This is a genomic window from Haloarcula sp. CGMCC 1.6347, from assembly GCF_037078395.1.
Taxonomy (GTDB): Archaea; Halobacteriota; Halobacteria; order Halobacteriales; family Haloarculaceae; genus Haloarcula; species Haloarcula amylolytica.
This window is the reverse complement of the sequence record NZ_JAYMGX010000001.1, coordinates 984044-1000716: the sequence shown is the minus strand read 5'-3', so window position 1 is coordinate 1000716 and position 16673 is coordinate 984044. Positions and strand designations below refer to the sequence as shown.

Below are 16673 nucleotides of genomic sequence, written 5' to 3'. Positions count from 1 at the left end.
CAATGAGTCAAGAGCGGACTGACGGCGACCTCCGGAACACCGGACTGTCGCTCAAACACGACCGCGAGTGGGATTACGAGCTCGACCGAATCGTCGAAGCCGTCGAGGAGCGAGACGCCGAGAAGGTGGGACTGCAGTTCCCCGAGGGGCTGAAACGCCGCGGCCCGGCCGTCGCCGACGACCTCCGCGAGAACCTCCCCGACGATGTGACGGTACTGCTCTCGGGACAGCCGTGTTACGGGGCCTGCGACCTCGACACGTACATGATGCGCCGGACGGACGTGTTCGTCCACTTCGGCCACTCGCCGATGAAGGAATCGGACAAGATCATCTACGTGCCGCTGTTCTCCAACGTCGATGTCTTCCCCATCATGGAGCAGGCCCGCGAGGAACAGCTCGCGGACCCCGAAGAGGACCTCGACGTGGGGCTGGTGACGACGGCCCAGCACATGAACAAGTTCGACGAGATGCGCGAGTGGCTGGAAGAGCGTGGCTACACCGTCCACACGCGCCGGGGCGACGAGCGGCTCACCCACGAGGGACAGGTGCTCGGCTGTAACTACGCCAGCGCCGACGTCGACGCCGACCAGATGCTGTACGTCGGCGGCGGGAAGTTCCACCCGCTCGGGCTGGCGATGGAACACCCCGAGAAACACGTCGTTATCGCCGATCCCGTCAACAACGTCGTCACCGTCGCCGACACTGAGAAGTTCATGAAGCAGCGCTACGGCGCGGTCCACCGCGCGATGGACGCCGAGTCCTGGGGCGTCATCTTCTGTACCAAAATCGGCCAGGGCCGTTGGGACAAGGCCCAGGAGATCGTCGACAACAACGAGAACGCCTACCTCATCACGATGGACGAGGTGACGCCGGACCGGCTGACGAACTTCGGGATGGACGCCTACGTCAACACCGGCTGTCCGCGCATCACCACCGACGACGGCCCGCAGTTCAAGAAGCCGATGCTCACCCCGGGCGAGTACGAAATCGCTATCGGCGAGAAACCGCTCGAATCCCTGGAGTTCGACACCTTCAAAGGTACCTGGTAGCATCGTCTGTTCGAAAGAGAGCGTACCGAACGGCCGTGTGTAATCGGTTCGGCGTATAGATCTCGCGGGCGATAGCGTTTCTTCCGGCCGTTTCGTTCGAACTAGTTCCGGGACATTTCGTGCCACCAGCACGGACCGACCGTATTTCAGCTCCTGAGAAACGGGTCCGAATCTTCAACTCCCGGGAGACCGAGTCACCTGCTATGGATGATCCGCTGGACTGTCCCGAGGGTAGCGACTCGGAGGAGCGAGATCGCTATCTGGCAGCTATGCAGGACCTCACTGCAGCGATGGCGGCCAGCGGGACCTCGTTTCGGGAGCGTGTCGAGCCAGTCTTGGACGTCGGTCGAGAACACCTGGGGTTTCCGAACGGGCATATCGCGGTCGTCTCCGGCGACGAACACACAATCGTCGCCAGTAGCGGCCTGTCTTCGACGATTACGCCGGGGGCCGAGACACCGCTTTCGGAGACGTACTGCAGACACACCCTCGACGAATCCGGGATACACGTCGTCACCAACGCGAGCGAGTCAATGTCGACTGACCCCGCCTACGAGCGGTTTGGACTGGAGGCGTACGTCGGCACGACACTTCAAGCGGACGGGGCGGAGTACGGAACGCTGTGTTTCGTCAACGACAACGAGGCGATTTCTGAGTTCTCGGACTGGCAACAGACGCTGTTCGAGCATCTCACGCAGTGGGTCGAAGCGGAGATCGAACGCGAGCTAGCTGTCGACACACGCGAGCAGAGCCAGCAGCTGTTGGAAGCGACGTTCAACTCACCGGAGACGTTCATCGGTATCCTCGACGCTGACGGAAACCTCCTCAGGGCGAACGAAACAGCGCTCGGGTTCGTCGATGCTGATGACGAAGCCATATTCGGGGAACCGTTCTGGGACACGCCCTGGTGGAACCACAATGAGGCAGTGGCGTACCGTTGCCAGGATGCTGTCGAGCGGGCGATGGACGGTGAGATGGTCAGGTTCGAGGCCGAGCATATCGGCGCAGACGGCCAGCGGATCTCGACCTCTGTCGTGGCCCGACCAGTAGCGGTCGACGGGACCGTGCAGAAAATAATCGTCGAGGGGACAGACATCACGGATCTCAAGCGCCGCGAAGAGCAGATGGAGTTTTTCAACAGCATCCTCAGACACGACATCCTCAACGGGATGACCGTCATCGAAGCGCGTGCGGAAACGCTTGCAGACGCACTCGGCGGGACACAGGCGACTTACGCCGAAACGATTCTGGACTGGAGTCGGGATATCGTCGACCTCACACAGAAGGTCCGGAGCGTGCTGAGCACGATGTCTGACGACGGCCTGACCGAAGCAGAGACAATCGCACTGGGGCCGGTCGTCGAAGGGGCCACGAGAAAAGCGGCCTCGATGGACGAGGACTGCACGCTCAAAACAGACATCCCTGACGGCATCGAGGTCGTGGCTGACGACCTCCTCGACGATGTTGTCGGGAACATCTTGACGAACGCCGTCGAGCACGGCGGTCCAGGCACCACAATCGAGGTGACGACGGAACGCGTCGGCTCGATGGTCCACCTTCGCATCGCGGACGACGGCCCCGGGATACCGCCCGAACAGCGCGAGGCGATCTTCGAGAAAGGGGAGCGTGGAACCGAGTCGACGGGGACTGGGTTCGGACTCTACTTCGTGTCGGTGATGGTCGACAGCTACGGTGGCGACATCTGGGTGGAAGAAAGCGACCTCGGCGGCAGCGAATTCGTCGTCGCACTCCCGTCCGAATAACTACTGAGCATTTCCAAACGTTTTTGAATGAATCGGGCGTATCTCCAGTAATGCCGACAAAGAGTGCGCTCGCCCAGCAACTCGCCGTTGTCGCCGGGTTCGACAACCCACGGGCCAGTCTCGAACAGTACCGGACACCGCCGAACCTGGCGGCGCATCTGGTCCATACTGCGGACCTCCAGGACGATATCCAGGGACAGACGGTCGTCGACCTCGGCTGTGGCACCGGGATGCTGGCGCTGGGTGCAGCGCTGCGATCGCCGGCGCGGGTGGTCGGGCTAGATATCGACCCCGCACCACTGTCGACGGCGCGCGAAAACGAGCGGAAGGTCGGGTCGACGACGCCGGTGTCGTGGGTTCGAGCCGATGCCACGACAGCCCCGCTGTGTCCGCCCACTGAGGAAACCACCGTCGTGATGAACCCGCCCTTCGGCGCGCAGTCGGACAACGAACACGCCGACCGTCGGTTCCTCGAAACCGCCGCGTCCATCACGGGCGTCTCCTACTCGATTCACAACGAGGGGAGCCAGTCGTTCGTCGAGTCCTTCGCCGCCGACAACGGCGGCGAGGTGACCCACGCCTTCGAGACGGAGTTCGATCTGCCGCGACAGTTCGAGTTCCACGAATCGGACCGGCAGGCGATCACCGCGGAAGTGTACCGCATCGACTGGACCTAGTTCCGCGCCGCCAGCAAGCGGCGCTCCGCGATTTTGACGCGAGTGCCGTCGGTCCGTGCGTACAGCCGCGACCGGTTCCGCTCGAAGGTCAGCCCGCCGATCCGCGTCCGCGTCATGTTCGCCGGGAGCGGTGCCTGCCCGACCGTTTCGTTCCCCCGCGTTACGCTCACGTCGAACCCGTTCTGCCGGGCAGCCACTGTCACGTTCCGTCCGTCCAGTATCACGTCCGCCGTCGACGGCTCTGAGGTGTAGGCCGTCCGGGGCTGGCCGCCCTCGCGCCTGAGTTGGACCCGATAGACACTGTCGTTGCCGAGCACTGACCAGTCCGTCCGGTTCGCGTAGACCGATTCGCGCCAGGTCGCCCCGCCGACTGTGACCCGCTCCTCGCCGTTGACCGCGAGCCGGCCCGGCTGGACGGCGGCGATCCAGACCTCCCGCTCCGCGCTGGCGACGATGATGCCGCTCGCGTTGACGCTCGCCCCCTCTCGCTGCGTTGGGACCCAGATGCTCTCGAAGTACGCGTTGGGCACGTTCTCGTCGTAGGTCACCACGTAGTCTCTGATCTCGATGCCGTCTTCGGGGAGCTGGTCCTCCTGCAGGTCGACGACGTTCGTGGGGACGGCAGCGAGACTCAGTGCGCCGAGGACGACGAGCAGGACCATCACTGCGAGTGACGCCGGCCGGCGGTCAAACGACGGGCGAAAACTCCGGTCAGAACCGACGGTCGCCGCTGCGACGACGAGCGCCAGAACGAACACCAGCGCCGTCCCGGCCCAGCGGAACAGCCGAAACCGGCCGCCACCGAGCGGTATGTACACCGCCCACAGTCCCTGCGCGACGGCGAACACGAGCGTCGCAAAGAACACCCGCAGCGTGTCAGGGCGTTCGTTCCGGTTCCACAGGAGCGCGAGGGCCACGACGACGCCAGCCAGAATGCCGATGGCGTGGCCCTGGATGGCGATGTTGGACCACCACGGCGTCACGAACCGGGTCTGACCCGAGGCCGTCGACACGGGGTAGCGAAGCGCCGAATACAGGAGGTCGAGCACGCGGTTTCCGAGAAACGCACCGAGAAACAGCGTCGGCCGCGCCACGAGCGCGAACCCGGCGATGGCAAACACCACGCCGGAAAAGCCCACAATCGGCCCGATGGCGAACACCGCGGAGAACACGCCGACGACGAACATGGCGACGGGAACAGCCAGAATCCGGGCGAGTGGGTTCGTCCGCAGCGACGTGAAGGTCTGGACGCCCCGCTTGCGAGGGTAGTGTCCCCAGACGTACTCCGCGACCGTCCCGTACACCAGCGTGCCCATGAGGTTCCCCGTAATATGCCCCTGGCTGCCGTGGGTGAACGCCCCGGTGAGCATCCCGAACGGGTAGAAGTACGACCACGTCCGGAACGGAGTAACGAGCGGGTTCCGCGGGTGCCACCACGCGCCCTGCAAGAACAGGTACACCGCCGCGACGCCGGCCATCGTCAGCAGCGTCCCCCACGGGACCCCGAGGAGGAACCGTGTCCGTATGCTGTCGCCAGGTCGCGCATCCGAGAAGCGGCGGACGGCAACGAGGACAGCGAGCACCACGGTGAGAACGACCGCTTCCTGCCACGGGAGCCACGCGGGGATGGCCGGCGTCGGCAGCGACTGCATCATCTGTCCGCTATTCGGGTACGGGACGGCTTATGGATGGCGGCAGATGTCACTCACCAACAGTGACGAACGGGGAGCGGACCGGACTCAGGCAGCCGTCTCAGACAGATACGTCGCCTCAGAACAGGGACATGCCAACGCTGTAGGGCCAGGACGTGCCGGCCACCGCAAGCAGCGACAGCGCGCCGCCGGCGAGAGCAACGTTCTTGAGGAACTGCGTCATCTCGTCCTGTACCTGGTCGTCCGGAACCGCCCAGAAGTTGTGCATCATGACGGCGGAGGCGACGAGGAACGTCGCCAGCGCCCCGGCCGCGATAACGGGGTACGCCCCGAGGACGACGAGGACACCGCTGACGAGGAGCAATCCGCCGCTTCCGTAAACCGAGGCCGCGGGTGCTGGGAGCCCCTTCGCCTCGGCGTAGGGGGTCATCTGCCCGGCGTTCTGGAAGTGATTCAGGCCTGTGAAGGCGAGGACGCCACCGAACAGGAGGCGACCAAGCAGGAACAGTTCGCCCGCCCCGGCGGACTCGAACGCCATCAGGCGCTCACCTCCGGCGCAGGGGTGGTTTCGCTACGAGACTGTCGAACCGCGATTGGTAGTTTCATTACGTTACTTGGTTCGTATGCGAACCTATTTGTACGTTCCCGGACAAGGGAGATACCAGGTAGCACCGATGTCATCTGAAGTATTCACCGCCGCGGACGAGGAGGAAGAGAGCGGGCCGTGTGCCGTCATCGAGTCGCTGGAACAGATCGGATCGCGCTGGCGGCTGGTCGTCCTCCACGAACTCCAGAACGGCGAACAGCGGTTCAACGAACTCAAACGCGCCACCGATGCCAGCTCCCGCACCCTCTCGCGGGTCCTCGACGACCTGCAGGAGATGGACTTCGTCGACCGACGGCTCGAAGAGGACGCGCCCGTCGCGACGTACTACCAGCTCACGCCCAAGGGCGAATCCCTCTGTCCAGTGTTCGACGAAATCGAGGACTGGGCCGAGGAGTGGCTGGCCGGTTGCCAGAGCTGATCCGACAACGCAGACTTTTCTATCCCCCGGCCCCATCGCTTTACCAATGGGAGTACGGCCACCAGCCGATAACAGCGACGAGCCAGACGTCATCGAGTTCGGTATCGCGGCACTCGACGCCCGCCTGTCGGACGTGGACATCGAGTATCCCGCGACGGCGAGGGAGGTCCGGGACGCCGCCGGCCACATCGCGGTCCCGTTCGACGCGTCGGGCCACTCGATGACCGTCGCCGAGGCGCTCGAGGAGACGACTGCCACGGAGTTCGACAACGAGCAGGAGCTACTCAACGACCTCCATCCGATATTCGAACGGAAACGGGAAGCAACCAGAAACAGTATTCTCTCCCAGCTCCGCGCGCTGGTCCCGTTCTAAATTACTCGTCGGGTTGGTGCGGCGATACCGCCGGCTCTGTCTCTATATCGCTGTCTTCGGTGCCTTCCGCGTCGCCCTTCTTGCTGTGCTCTGCGCCGCCGACCTGCTGGTCGTCGAACACGCCCGCCGGCCGATTGCGGCTCTCGTGTGTGAGTTGGACGGCGATGTCCTCTAACCGGCGCGTCTGCTCGCGGTTCACTGCCACGAGCATATCCGATAAGACGCCGAACATGAGGAGCTGAATCCCCAGCAGAATGGCGAACGAGCCGACAACGGCGATCACCTCGTGTGAGATACTGTTGACAACCCAGTCGTAGGCCACGTACGCGCCGAGCAGGAACCCGACCACAGTGCTCCCGAGCCCGACGCTCCCGAAGTAAAACAGCGGATTGTTCGTCTTCGCCATCTGGTACAGCGTCAGTATAATCGTTGCGCCATCCCGAAACGGCCGGAGGTTCGTGTCGGACTCGTCTGGTCGGGGCTGATAGGTGATTGGCACCACCGCCGTCGAGATGTTGTGTTTGACACACTCGACGGCCATCTCCGTCTCGATACCGAAGCCCGACGCCGTCAGCGAACTCCGCTGGAACGACTGTCGCGTGAACGCTCGATACCCCGAGAGGATATCGGTGAGGTCCCGGCCATGAATCGTCTCGAAGGCCCTGTTGATGATGCGGTTGCCGATCTGGTTCAGTTTCGTCATCGCGCCGGGTTGCATATCCGCAAACCGGTTTCCGATGACGTGTGCGGCCTGACCCGACAACAGCGGTTCGAGTAGCCTGTCCGCCTCGTCGGGCCGATAGGTCGCGTCGCCATCGGCCATCAGCACGTACGGCTGTTCGATGTGGCGCGTCACCGCCTCTCTAACGGCCTGTCCCTTTCCGGAGCCGGACTGTTCGACCACCCGCGCGCCGGCCAATTCAGCGAGGTCCTGTGTCCCGTCGGTCGACCCGCCGTCGATGACGAGGACGTTGTCGAAGCCCTGCTCGCGGAACCCGGACACGACCGACTCGATAGTCTCGGCCTCGTTGAATGTCGGCAACAGTATACAGACGTCGTCTCGGTCGGCCATTGATTCAACGTCATCCACGCGAAGGCAAATAAATGCGGGTCTGGCCGCGTTCGGATTCTGTTTTAAGTTCCCGCGATCATCGGCGAGCAAGCGGCGACAGTCGGAAGCAACTGATAACAGCCGTGTCAGTCGTCGCGCTGCTCGCTCATGTGCTCCCAGACCTCCGCGCAGCCACAGCCGTCTTCGATGTCTGCCAGGTGATCGTCTTCTTCGGTCTGGGATGTCGCAGTCATGTTACTCACTCTGCGAGTAACTACTCGCCCCCACCCACTAATAGATTTGGGCACCGGGCGACGCGTTTTACATCCCCTGCCACACATGAGCGTGTATGAGCGACCCTGCGGACGTGTTCGACCTGGTCGGGCTGACCGAATACGAGGCGACGGCGCTGGAACAGTTGCTCTCGCTCGGCCGAACGACGGCCCCGAATCTCGCTGAAGCGAGCGGCATCCCGAAGGCCCGCGTCTACGGCGTGCTGGAAGCGCTGTCCGACCGCGGCTTCATCAAGGTGATTCCCGGTCGCCCCAAGGAATACCAGCCGAAATCGCCCGGCGAAATCCTCGACCGGGCCGTCGAGAACCACAGACAGTCATACGAATCGTTCGCCGCCGATATCGATTCCTGCCGCGACGCGTTCCTCGCCGAGTACGAACCGCGGTTCGACCGCGCCAGCGAGGACATCTCGCCAACGGCCGAACTGTTCCACGTCGTCGACGTGGGCGAACCGAGCGAACGCGAGACCAGACGGCTATACGACGACGCCGCCGAGACGCTTCGGGTTATCACCAATAGCTTCGCCTACCTCGACAACGTCGAGCGCGCACTGGCCGAGACACTCGACCGTGGGGTCGAAGTCAGCGTTCTCTTCCTGCATCCCGACGAACTCCCACCGGAGAAGGCAGCTATCCAGGCTGACATCGTCGAGCGGCTGACGGTGGAGTTCCCCGCTGTCGACCTGCGGTTCAGCACGGAGAAGCTCCCCTGGCGCGGCACGCTCGTCGACCCGAGCATGGACTACGACAGCGGCGAGGCGATTCTGCTGGTCGAGGAGCCGGACGTTCCCAACCACATGCGCCAAGCCGCGATTACGGACAACGGGTCGTTCGTCGCCGGGATGAAGCGCTACTTCGATCTGATCTGGGAGTACGAGAGCGTCGAAACGGCCCATCAGACGTAGCCGAGGTCTTCCAGCCGCTGGTACGTCCCGTCGTCGAGGTCGTCGAAGTCCTCGCCTGCCGTCTTGACGTCGAGTTCCTCTATCGAGTCGAATGCGCTGTCGACGTGTTCCGCACCGCCGTCGGACACTTTGTACGACGTCTGGGCGTCGCGGCTGACGACTGTGGCGGCGCGGTCGCGGTTAGTACAGTACTTGACAACCCCCTCACTGTCATCTTCAAACACCGCTCGCGACGTGGCGGTCCACGGCGACAGGTCCTCGACGTACGCACCGGCGCGTTCCTGCAGCGGCTCGTCGAGGCCGACCGCAGTAGCGAGGACCGGTCCGTCGGGACAGAAGCCGGCAGTCTGCTGATCGTCGGCCCGAAGCCGGTTCACGACCCGCGGAAATTCGACCAGCGACGCGGGACGGTCGACCCGATGAGACTCGGTCTGGCCCGGATAGCGCACGATGAGCGGGACGTGGAGTACGCTGTCGTGAATCGCGACGCCGTGTTCGGCGACCCGGATGCCCGGCCGAACGTCGCTCCGTTCGCCGAAGCCCTCGCCGTGATCGCTCGTGATGACGAGAAGCGTGTCATCAAGCTCACCACGCCGTTCGAGCGACGAGACGAGCCGTTCGAGTTCCGCGTCCATCTGGCGAATCCCCCCGTCGTACAGCGACTCGACCGCCTTCTTTTGCCACCACGGGCGGTGCCCGCCGTTGAAGTCCCACTTCTGGTCCTCGAAGGCGGCCTGCAGGGACGACGCCTCCGAGCCGCCCCAGTGGTCGTATTCCGGCATCGGTTCGTACGGAATGTGGGCGTCCATCAGGTTGAGACACGCCGCCCACGGCCCGTCCTGTCGGTCGCTCCAGTCCAGGAGCGAGTCCACGTAGACGTCCGCCGGCGTCGACGCTCTGACGCTATCCGGGAGGAACCGCTTGTAATCGGACTGGAGTTTCGTCGCCACACCGTTTGCCAGCGACCGGAGCGGTGCGTCGTCTGTCAGCGCGAGTCTGACGAACTCCGCGTACTGTCCCCGTCCCTCGTTCGAGACAAACTCGTGGGGGTTGACTGCGCCCGGGAACGGGACGTTCCGCGCCCCGACGATATCGTCGAATCCGTCCCGGAGTCCGACATCGACGGCCGTCAGCCAGTCATTTTCGGTGAACACGCCGGTGCTGTACCCGTCTTCTCGCAGCTGTGCGAAGACTGACGCCGACGGGTCGAGCCGATGCCCCGCCGAGACGATACCGTGTTCTTCGACGTGCAACCCGGAGAAAATGCTCGCGTGGCTCGTTACGCTCCGCGCACCAGGCGCTCGGGCCTGCTCGTACAGCGTCGCCCGCTCTGTGGCGAACGAGTCCAGAAACGGCGTCGTCTCGTTGACGTGGCCGTAGGCGCTGAGGTTCTGTGCACGGACGCTGTCGAGGATGACCAGCAAGATGTTTGGATCGCCCGACATGGCTACATATACCCGAGATCTTCGAGGTGCTCTTTGACTTCCGCCCCCGACCGGTCGCCGTCGTCCGACGCCGTCACCTGCGGTGTCGACGTGTGGTCTGTTTCGTCGAGTTCGGCTTCGATAGCCGTCCGGACGTCGACGACACTCTCGATTGCGTCGACCATGGCTGCGTCGGTCCCCGCAACCATCGCCTCATCGGTGTGGACGCCGTCCTGCAGACCGTGGTCGCTGACGAGTAGTAGCTCGTCGTTGTCACCGAGGTCGTCTCGAACCTCGCCGACGAACTCGTCGAGTTCTTCATAGGCGCGGTCCTGTAGAGACGGTTGTTCGTACGCAACGTGGCCGATGAGGTCGAGCCCGCTCGTGTATGCAAACACCAGTTCGTGTCGCCCACCTCTGAGCGCCCGTCGTGCGCGAGCGAGGCGAACCATCGACATTTCGAGGCACTGCTCGTAGAACAGTGCCGGGTCTGTCGACGAGTGGCCGCCTTTCGCTTCGAGGTCGCGCTCGAAGAGGTCGCCGAGGTTCCGCCGGAGGCTGTGTTCGCGGTCCTCCGTGCCCGGGTCGATGACGTAGTTGGGGATGCCGATTGGAGCCGCCTCCCGGCCGTCGAACACTGTCGACAGGTCGTTCTCCTCGTAGTAGGTCGCCGGGATCCGGAACGCGTCCTGTTCGGTGTTGTTCAGTAGCCACGCGCCGAGACGCGTCTGCAGCCCCGACGGGAGAAGGTAGTCCGCGGCAGCACTCCCGAACCGGAGGACGGGGTTCTCCCAGGCAACGCCGTCGTCAAGCGTGATGCCGTGTTCCGGGGGCCTGAGCCCGGTAATGATCGTCGGCCAGAGTTCGTGCGTGCTGGGGCCGCCCTCGACGCTCCTGATCGTCTCGATAGCGTGGTGGTCAGCGAGCGTCAAATTCGGATGTGCCGTCGAGTCTACTAGTTCCGGGTCGAGTGCATCGATACCCAGCACTACGAGGACCATATCTACCCTGAACGTCTCAGTCGACGGCTTAAGACCTTTCGATGCACGCGATAGACGGCGGTACGACCTTAGCCAGACAGCGAACGGTACAGGTCGAGGTACTCCTCCGCGATTTTCCGCCAGTCGTACTTCTCCTCAACACGGTCTCGTGCCTGTCTGGATATCTGTTTCGTGAGTTCGTAATCGGAGAGCAAGGTGGTGACGGCGTCTGCGATTGGTTCCGGTGACTCTGTCGGAACGACAAAGCCCTCCTCCCCGTCGCGGACCATCTCGCGCGCCCCGGAGATATCGGTGACGACCACCGGACAGCCGGTTGACATCGCTTCCAGACGGACGAGGGAGAAGCTCTCCGACCGGGACGGGTGGATGAAGGCACGCGCCTGCGACAGGTGTTCCCGGACGATTGACTGGTCGACGTACCCGTGGAACGTGACGTTCTCCTCCAGATCGAGGTGCTCGACCTGCTCGTGCAGTTCGTCTTCCAGCGGCCCATCACCGAAGATGTTGAGATGGACATCTGGATGCTCCTGTCGGATTATGTCAAGCGCATCGAACAGGATATCGTAGCCCTTCCGTTCCCTGAGACTCCCGATAGCCACGAGCTCCTTGGAGTCGGCAGGCTCGCTGTACTCGAAGAAATCCGGATCCACGCCGAGCGGGATCGTCCGGAGCTTCGACTCGTCGACTAACTCGGCGTACACGTCCCGAGCTTCCTCGTGGACGACGACGACCCGGTCAGCGGCTTCCAGCGTTCGCTCGAATAGTTCCATCCGGGGCGGGTCCAGAACCGCATCACGCGTTGCGTCGACAGCCGCGTGTAGCGGGTCCGTCAGTGGACGCGGCAGATCCGACCCCACCCACGAGGAGACCATGCGGTTGAACTCCTCGGCCATAATCGCGTGTCCCGCCTGACATGGTCCGATGACGACCGGGACATCTCCCTGAAGGCCCGAAACCAGAAGCGGATTGAACCACCGATAGCTGAGGTTCATATGGTGGTATATATCCACAGGACCAGTACGTAACTCTCCCAGAAGCGTCCGGTACAACTTTGCGTAGTACGCGATCCGGTTAGCGCCACCGAGCGGGTACACGGTGACGTTTTCGGGGTCGAGCCGGTCGGAGACCGTCCGCGTGTACGTGTCGACAGTAAAGTCGTCGTCGTAGAGATTATTCAAGAGATTGTAGCTCTTTCCGTATTCGTCGTTGGACATATCCGCCTTGGTCGGCCCGACAAGAACCCGCGGCATGAGTGGTGATGGAGCAGTGGTGGAGTTAACCGTTATGTCTGGCGTTTTGGTAATGGTTGTATTCGATATGTTACCCACCGCACTTCACGAAAGACATATTATTGCCACTCTGGTCACTCAACACAATGGATTCTCCGAACGTTCTCCTCGTCATTCTCGATAGCGTCCGGGCGAGAAACATGAGTATCTATGACTACGGTGCCCGGACGACACCGTTTCTCGAACGGTTTGCCGACGAGGCAGCGGTGTACAAACAGGCGCGTGCGCCGAGCATTCACAGCGTCGCAAGCCACGCTAGCATCTTTACCGGCTATCACGTCCCTGAGCACGGCGTGACCAAGCACGAATCGGAACTCGACCCGACGGGTACGATATGGCACGAACTCGCGGCCGACCACGACTACGAGACGGGAATCTTCACGCCGAACGTCGTCGTGGGCGTGTCCTCGAACCTGACCGACCCGTTCGACACCGTCGACGGGCCGCGACAGGACCCCGGGCATCGCTACTTCGAAGCTGGCATCGCACCTTCGGATATCGAAGGCCATCAGACGAATCGCGAGTACCTCGGCCGGTGTTTCAACAGCGATGCGCCACTGCGGTCGGTCGTTAACGGTCTGTACTTCCAGTATTACGACGGCGGAACCGAGGTGGAAGACGAGTCAGCCACGGAATACATCGATTCGTTTCTGGAGTGGTCAGGGTCCCGGAATGGGCCGTGGGCGGCGTGTCTCAACCTGATGGACGCACACTATCCGTACGAACCGGACACGGAATACGACCAGTGGGGTGGCAGCGAGCTACAGGCACTCCACGATTCCCTGTCGGCTCCGCCGTCGCGGGAAATCGTGACGGATGGAGACTGGTGGAAGCTCCGGGCGGTGGAGAGCCTCTACGACGGATGTATCAGGCAACTCGATGCCGCGATGGAGTACCTCACAGCGGCGCTCAGGGACCGTGGCGAACTGGACGAAACGCTGCTAGTCATCACAAGCGATCACGGCGAGGGATTCGGAGAGCGGAGCCGAATCGACCCCAGTGTTCAGGTCGCGGACCACAGCTGGGGCATCCACGAAGTCCAGACCCACGTTCCGCTCGTCATCCGGTATCCCGGCGGGGGCGACGGCACGGCCGAGGACCGACTCGCGAGCCTCACCCGCTTCCCCGACGTCGTCCGGTCCGAGTTAGCGGACGAACGCGGTTCCTTCGCAGTCGACGACCACGCCGTCGCGATGACCTACCGCCTCGAACAGCCCGAGCGTGTGCTCCCGGCCGCCTGTGCGGACAGGGAGTCCTACGGCGGCCCGTGGCGCGCGGTCTACCGGCAGGACGGCGACCGCGTCAGAAAGGTCGCCGACCACGGCTCGGACGTCCGGTCGGAAGTCATCGAGAGCGCGCAGGTATCCTACCCGCGCGGCGACGGGGACGCGGAACTCCTCGACCGGATTTACGGGGGCTTCGAAGACGCGGGTGTCCGCGGGAGCCCGGCCGACGACGCGTCGCTGGACGACGACGTCGAACGGCAACTCGAAGAACTGGGCTACCTCCGGTGAGTCCTTGGTCGCCGGTCAGTTCCGGATAACGGTCTCCGGCGCGTTGTCCCGGACGACCGACCGGAGGTCCGGCGAGACCAAGAGCAGGACGACGAAGTACGTCCCAGCGCCGAGGGCAATCAGCAAGGATGTCGCGATCTCGTTCGAGAGTGGGTCGCCAATTCGCGTCAGGGCACCGTTCGCAGCCGCCACGAGCGCGCCCATCGCGAGCGCCGCCCCGACCTGTCGAGCGATCTGGAGGACGGGCGTGTCGAACGAGACGTGCCGTCGCAGGACGAGGTAGCCACCGATCACGCTCAGGAACGTCGACGACGCGGACGCGACCGCGGCTCCGATCATGCCGTAGTAGTAGACGAGGACGAGGTTCAGCGTGACATTCGAGACGATCAGTATCGCATTGACCTTGAACGCCGCCCGCGGTCGGTCAATCCCGCCTAGCGCGTTCGTGAACTGTGTCTGGTAGCCGTAGAACAGCACCGAGAGGATGAGCAAGCCAAGCACCTGCGCGCCCTGACCGAACTCCTCGCCGAATATCCGGAGGATGCGGGGCGCGAGCAACAGCCCGCCGACGAGCCCCGGAATTGTCACCAGTCCGGTATAGGAGAGCGCGTCCTCGACGAGCGTGGCGACCTGCCGGTTGCGGTCCTCGGCGGAGAGCTTGCTCAGCTCCGGGAACAGGGCGCTGCTGATCGAACTGCTGAAGATGATGAGGAAGTTCGCGACGTTCCAAGTGATGCCGTAGACTCCGACGAGCGCGCTCGGGACGAACAGTCCGAGGACGAGGATGTCCGCCTGCTGGAAGGTCTTCCCTTCGAGCCGTCCCATCCACGCGTACTTCGCGTACTCGACGAGCCGCTCGAAGTGCCGTCGCTGTGGGAGGCGGTACGGCCCGCCCACGAGATACAGCCCCGGAATCACGAGGACGAGCCCGCCGATGGCGTACCCGCCGACCAGCGCGGTCAGCCCGAGACTGAGGAACACCCCGCCGACCTGTAGCAGCGTTCTGGCGACCCGGCGCGCGACCTTGAGCATCGCGTCGACGTGGACCAGGTGCGAGCCGTTCAGCATCGCGTCGACGTACGATCCGAGCAGTCCGACTGCGAGGAGGGCGATGACGAAGCCGATACGCTCGACGTCGAAGTACTGCTCGACGGGTCCCTGAAAGACGACCAGTCCGACGGCGATTGCCGCGCCGATGGTTCCGATGAACAGGCCGCCGGCGACCTTGTACTCGCCGACATCGTCGCCCTCGCTCATGCGCTTCGTGATCGCGCTCCCAATGCCGATGGAACCGGCGAGCGACAGCCACGCGACGATGGAGAGCAACAGGTAGTATCGGCCGAGGACCGTGGGCCCGAGCAGACGCGCGAACAGGATGGTAGCGGCGAACCCCGCCGCGGAGGAGAGGGCCTTCGAGACGAAGGAGACGAAGGAGGTTTGCCCGATTCGCATCAGTATGTCCCGACAGCGCCACTGAGGTAAAAGGCCCGTTGGTATCGTTCCACCTATCTCAGCGCACCTGTGAGAGAATCGCTTTGTACCGCTCGCAGGCGGCCTCGAAGCTGTACTCCCGTTCGATCAGTCCGCGGCCGTTCTCACTGATGTCCGACAGGTCCCCGCGGGAGAGCACATCGAGCACCGTCTCCCGGAGCGAGTCGGGTTCTCGCGACTCGATGAGGAAGCCGGTTTCGCCCTCGAGGACAACGTCGGGGACGCCCGAAACTGGCGAGGCCAGCACCGGCGTGCCACAGGCCAGTGCTTCCAGAATTGTCGTCGGCAGCCCCTCTGTCGGCTGAGACGGCAACACGAGCAGTGAGAGGTCGTTTAGCTGGTCTGGAACGTCGTCGTGGTTCACCCAGCCGGTGAGTTCGACCGCCCCGCGTTCGATTTCCGACGCGAGTTCGGTTTCCAGCCACTCACGGAGGTCACCGTCGCCGATGAACCGGAAGGTCACGTCATCAGGTAGTTCCGCGGCGACAGAAGCGAGTTCACGGACGTTCTTCTCCTCGTCGAGTCGCCCGAGGAATCCAACGACGTGGTCGCGGTCGGCGTAGGGTCGCTGGACGCGAAATTCGTCCGTCCGGACGTAGCGTGCCCCCGTCGGATACACGCTCGGGGACTCCGGATGCAGGTCCAGCTGGCGAGCCATTTCCGGCGTGTACGTGATGACCGCGTGAGCCGCGGCGAAGCCGGCTCGTTCGAGTGCGCGGACGGCACCGGCGAGCCCGGCAGCCACCGGGTCCGGCAACTGCTGTTCCCAGTTCAGCCGGAGCGTCAACGGCACGTCGCCGCGGGGCTCGACGAGAACCGTTTTACCGAGCAACCGAGCCGCGATAATGGGAAGCAGGTACGACGTTGCGCCGAAAAACAGGACCACGTCTTCGTCACGGTCAGCAATAACGCGACACATCCGGAGTTGGTTCAGCAGGAACCGGACGGCGGCGGTGACGACGGAGTCGCCCGCGCCTTTTCGCGTGAGCTCAACGAGTTCGTGCCGGTCGCGAATCTTGGAATCAGCCGGCAGATCAGCCGTCACGAGCGCGACCGATGTCACAGCCGACAGGATGTCGAGCAGGCTTCGTGTGGCGTTCTCGCCAGCAGCGGCGAGGGGATGGGTCACGACGCAGACGCTCGGGAGTGATTCGTCAGTCATAGAA

15 protein-coding genes are annotated in these 16673 nt (G+C 63.5%); 7 read left to right on the top strand and 8 right to left on the bottom strand.

What is annotated here, in order from left to right; genetic code table 11:
• Positions 1-2 precede the first annotated feature (2 nt).
• The 3 genes from dph2 to VI340_RS05340 all read left to right on the top strand — a co-directional run bounded on the left by dph2 (position 3) and on the right by VI340_RS05340 (position 3489).
• Positions 3-1049: a diphthamide biosynthesis enzyme Dph2 gene (gene dph2, locus VI340_RS05350; RefSeq protein ID WP_336357947.1), complete on the top strand. Its 1047-nt coding sequence runs from the start codon at positions 3-5 to the stop codon at positions 1047-1049.
• A gap of 203 nt (positions 1050-1252) precedes the next feature.
• Positions 1253-2812: a sensor histidine kinase gene (locus VI340_RS05345; RefSeq protein ID WP_336357946.1), complete on the top strand. Its 1560-nt coding sequence runs from the start codon at positions 1253-1255 to the stop codon at positions 2810-2812.
• 50 nt (positions 2813-2862) lie between these two features.
• Positions 2863-3489: an METTL5 family protein gene (locus tag VI340_RS05340; RefSeq protein WP_336357945.1), complete on the top strand. Its 627-nt coding sequence runs from the start codon at positions 2863-2865 to the stop codon at positions 3487-3489.
• Here the strand turns inward: VI340_RS05340 and VI340_RS05335 are convergent.
• Positions 3486-5144 (bottom strand): rhomboid family intramembrane serine protease, encoded by a 1659-nt coding sequence (locus tag VI340_RS05335; RefSeq protein WP_336357944.1) that lies wholly within the window; start codon positions 5142-5144, stop codon positions 3486-3488. The genes VI340_RS05340 and VI340_RS05335 overlap by 4 nt on opposite strands.
• Before the next feature lie 115 nt (positions 5145-5259).
• Positions 5260-5679, bottom strand: coding sequence for a DoxX family membrane protein (locus VI340_RS05330; protein ID WP_008309686.1), 420 nt, complete (start codon positions 5677-5679; stop codon positions 5260-5262).
• A 136-nt stretch (positions 5680-5815) separates the two neighbouring features.
• Here VI340_RS05330 and VI340_RS05325 point away from each other — a divergent pair, with 136 nt between their 5' ends.
• Both VI340_RS05325 and VI340_RS05320 read left to right on the top strand, forming a co-directional pair.
• Complete coding sequence (locus VI340_RS05325) at positions 5816-6166, top strand: winged helix-turn-helix transcriptional regulator (RefSeq protein WP_008309689.1); 351 nt, start codon at positions 5816-5818, stop codon at positions 6164-6166.
• 46 nt (positions 6167-6212) lie between these two features.
• On the top strand, positions 6213-6539 hold the full coding sequence (locus VI340_RS05320) for a hypothetical protein (RefSeq protein ID WP_008309691.1): 327 nt from the start codon (positions 6213-6215) through the stop codon (positions 6537-6539).
• Position 6540: 1 nt separating this feature from the next.
• Here VI340_RS05320 and aglJ read toward each other — a convergent pair whose 3' ends face one another.
• Entirely contained in the window at positions 6541-7611 is a 1071-nt protein-coding gene (gene aglJ, locus VI340_RS05315) for an S-layer glycoprotein N-glycosyltransferase AglJ (protein WP_336329942.1), read from the bottom strand.
• Between the two features lie 328 nt (positions 7612-7939).
• Here aglJ and VI340_RS05310 point away from each other — a divergent pair, with 328 nt between their 5' ends.
• A complete protein-coding gene (locus tag VI340_RS05310) occupies positions 7940-8788 on the top strand; it encodes a TrmB family transcriptional regulator (RefSeq protein WP_336329941.1) in 849 nt (282 codons plus the stop codon).
• On the opposite strand, the gene VI340_RS05305 is transcribed toward VI340_RS05310, so the two are convergent.
• The 3 genes from VI340_RS05305 to VI340_RS05295 form a co-directional block, all read right to left on the bottom strand.
• The gene (locus tag VI340_RS05305; RefSeq protein WP_336329940.1) at positions 8779-10233 is read right to left on the bottom strand and encodes a sulfatase; all 1455 of its coding nucleotides are present in this window, start codon (positions 10231-10233) and stop codon (positions 8779-8781) included. The two genes, VI340_RS05310 and VI340_RS05305, sit on opposite strands and share 10 nt — an antisense overlap.
• Positions 10234-10235: 2 nt before the next feature.
• Positions 10236-11213, bottom strand: coding sequence for an alkaline phosphatase family protein (locus VI340_RS05300; protein WP_336357943.1), 978 nt, complete (start codon positions 11211-11213; stop codon positions 10236-10238).
• Between the two features lie 68 nt (positions 11214-11281).
• Entirely contained in the window at positions 11282-12463 is a 1182-nt protein-coding gene (locus VI340_RS05295; RefSeq protein WP_336357942.1) for a glycosyltransferase, read from the bottom strand.
• 125 nt (positions 12464-12588) lie between these two features.
• Between VI340_RS05295 and VI340_RS05290 the strand changes: the two genes are divergently transcribed.
• On the top strand, positions 12589-14016 hold the full coding sequence (locus VI340_RS05290) for a sulfatase-like hydrolase/transferase (protein ID WP_336357941.1): 1428 nt from the start codon (positions 12589-12591) through the stop codon (positions 14014-14016).
• Positions 14017-14031: 15 nt separating this feature from the next.
• Here the strand turns inward: VI340_RS05290 and VI340_RS05285 are convergent, their stop codons facing one another.
• On the bottom strand, positions 14032-15468 hold the full coding sequence (locus tag VI340_RS05285) for an oligosaccharide flippase family protein (RefSeq protein WP_336357940.1): 1437 nt from the start codon (positions 15466-15468) through the stop codon (positions 14032-14034).
• Between the two features lie 58 nt (positions 15469-15526).
• The gene (locus tag VI340_RS05280) at positions 15527-16669 is read right to left on the bottom strand and encodes a glycosyltransferase family 4 protein (protein WP_336357939.1); all 1143 of its coding nucleotides are present in this window, start codon (positions 16667-16669) and stop codon (positions 15527-15529) included.
• Positions 16670-16673: the final 4 nt, after the last annotated feature.

What these genes read in the sequence shown, in the direction of transcription:
- VI340_RS05325 (WP_008309689.1), top strand. Translation starts at nt 5,816, where the DNA reads ATGTCATCTGAAGTATTCACCGCCGCGGACGAGGAGGAAGAGAGCGGG.
- aglJ (WP_336329942.1), bottom strand. Translation starts at nt 7,611, where the DNA reads ATGGCCGACCGAGACGACGTCTGTATACTGTTGCCGACATTCAACGAG.
- dph2 (WP_336357947.1), top strand. Translation starts at nt 3, where the DNA reads ATGAGTCAAGAGCGGACTGACGGCGACCTCCGGAACACCGGACTGTCG.
- VI340_RS05280 (WP_336357939.1), bottom strand. Translation starts at nt 16,669, where the DNA reads ATGACTGACGAATCACTCCCGAGCGTCTGCGTCGTGACCCATCCCCTC.
- VI340_RS05295 (WP_336357942.1), bottom strand. Translation starts at nt 12,463, where the DNA reads ATGCCGCGGGTTCTTGTCGGGCCGACCAAGGCGGATATGTCCAACGAC.
- VI340_RS05335 (WP_336357944.1), bottom strand. Translation starts at nt 5,144, where the DNA reads ATGATGCAGTCGCTGCCGACGCCGGCCATCCCCGCGTGGCTCCCGTGG.
- VI340_RS05290 (WP_336357941.1), top strand. Translation starts at nt 12,589, where the DNA reads ATGGATTCTCCGAACGTTCTCCTCGTCATTCTCGATAGCGTCCGGGCG.
- VI340_RS05345 (WP_336357946.1), top strand. Translation starts at nt 1,253, where the DNA reads ATGGATGATCCGCTGGACTGTCCCGAGGGTAGCGACTCGGAGGAGCGA.
- VI340_RS05340 (WP_336357945.1), top strand. Translation starts at nt 2,863, where the DNA reads ATGCCGACAAAGAGTGCGCTCGCCCAGCAACTCGCCGTTGTCGCCGGG.
- VI340_RS05285 (WP_336357940.1), bottom strand. Translation starts at nt 15,468, where the DNA reads ATGCGAATCGGGCAAACCTCCTTCGTCTCCTTCGTCTCGAAGGCCCTC.
- VI340_RS05305 (WP_336329940.1), bottom strand. Translation starts at nt 10,233, where the DNA reads ATGTCGGGCGATCCAAACATCTTGCTGGTCATCCTCGACAGCGTCCGT.
- VI340_RS05320 (WP_008309691.1), top strand. Translation starts at nt 6,213, where the DNA reads ATGGGAGTACGGCCACCAGCCGATAACAGCGACGAGCCAGACGTCATC.
- VI340_RS05300 (WP_336357943.1), bottom strand. Translation starts at nt 11,213, where the DNA reads ATGGTCCTCGTAGTGCTGGGTATCGATGCACTCGACCCGGAACTAGTA.
- VI340_RS05330 (WP_008309686.1), bottom strand. Translation starts at nt 5,679, where the DNA reads ATGGCGTTCGAGTCCGCCGGGGCGGGCGAACTGTTCCTGCTTGGTCGC.
- VI340_RS05310 (WP_336329941.1), top strand. Translation starts at nt 7,940, where the DNA reads ATGAGCGACCCTGCGGACGTGTTCGACCTGGTCGGGCTGACCGAATAC.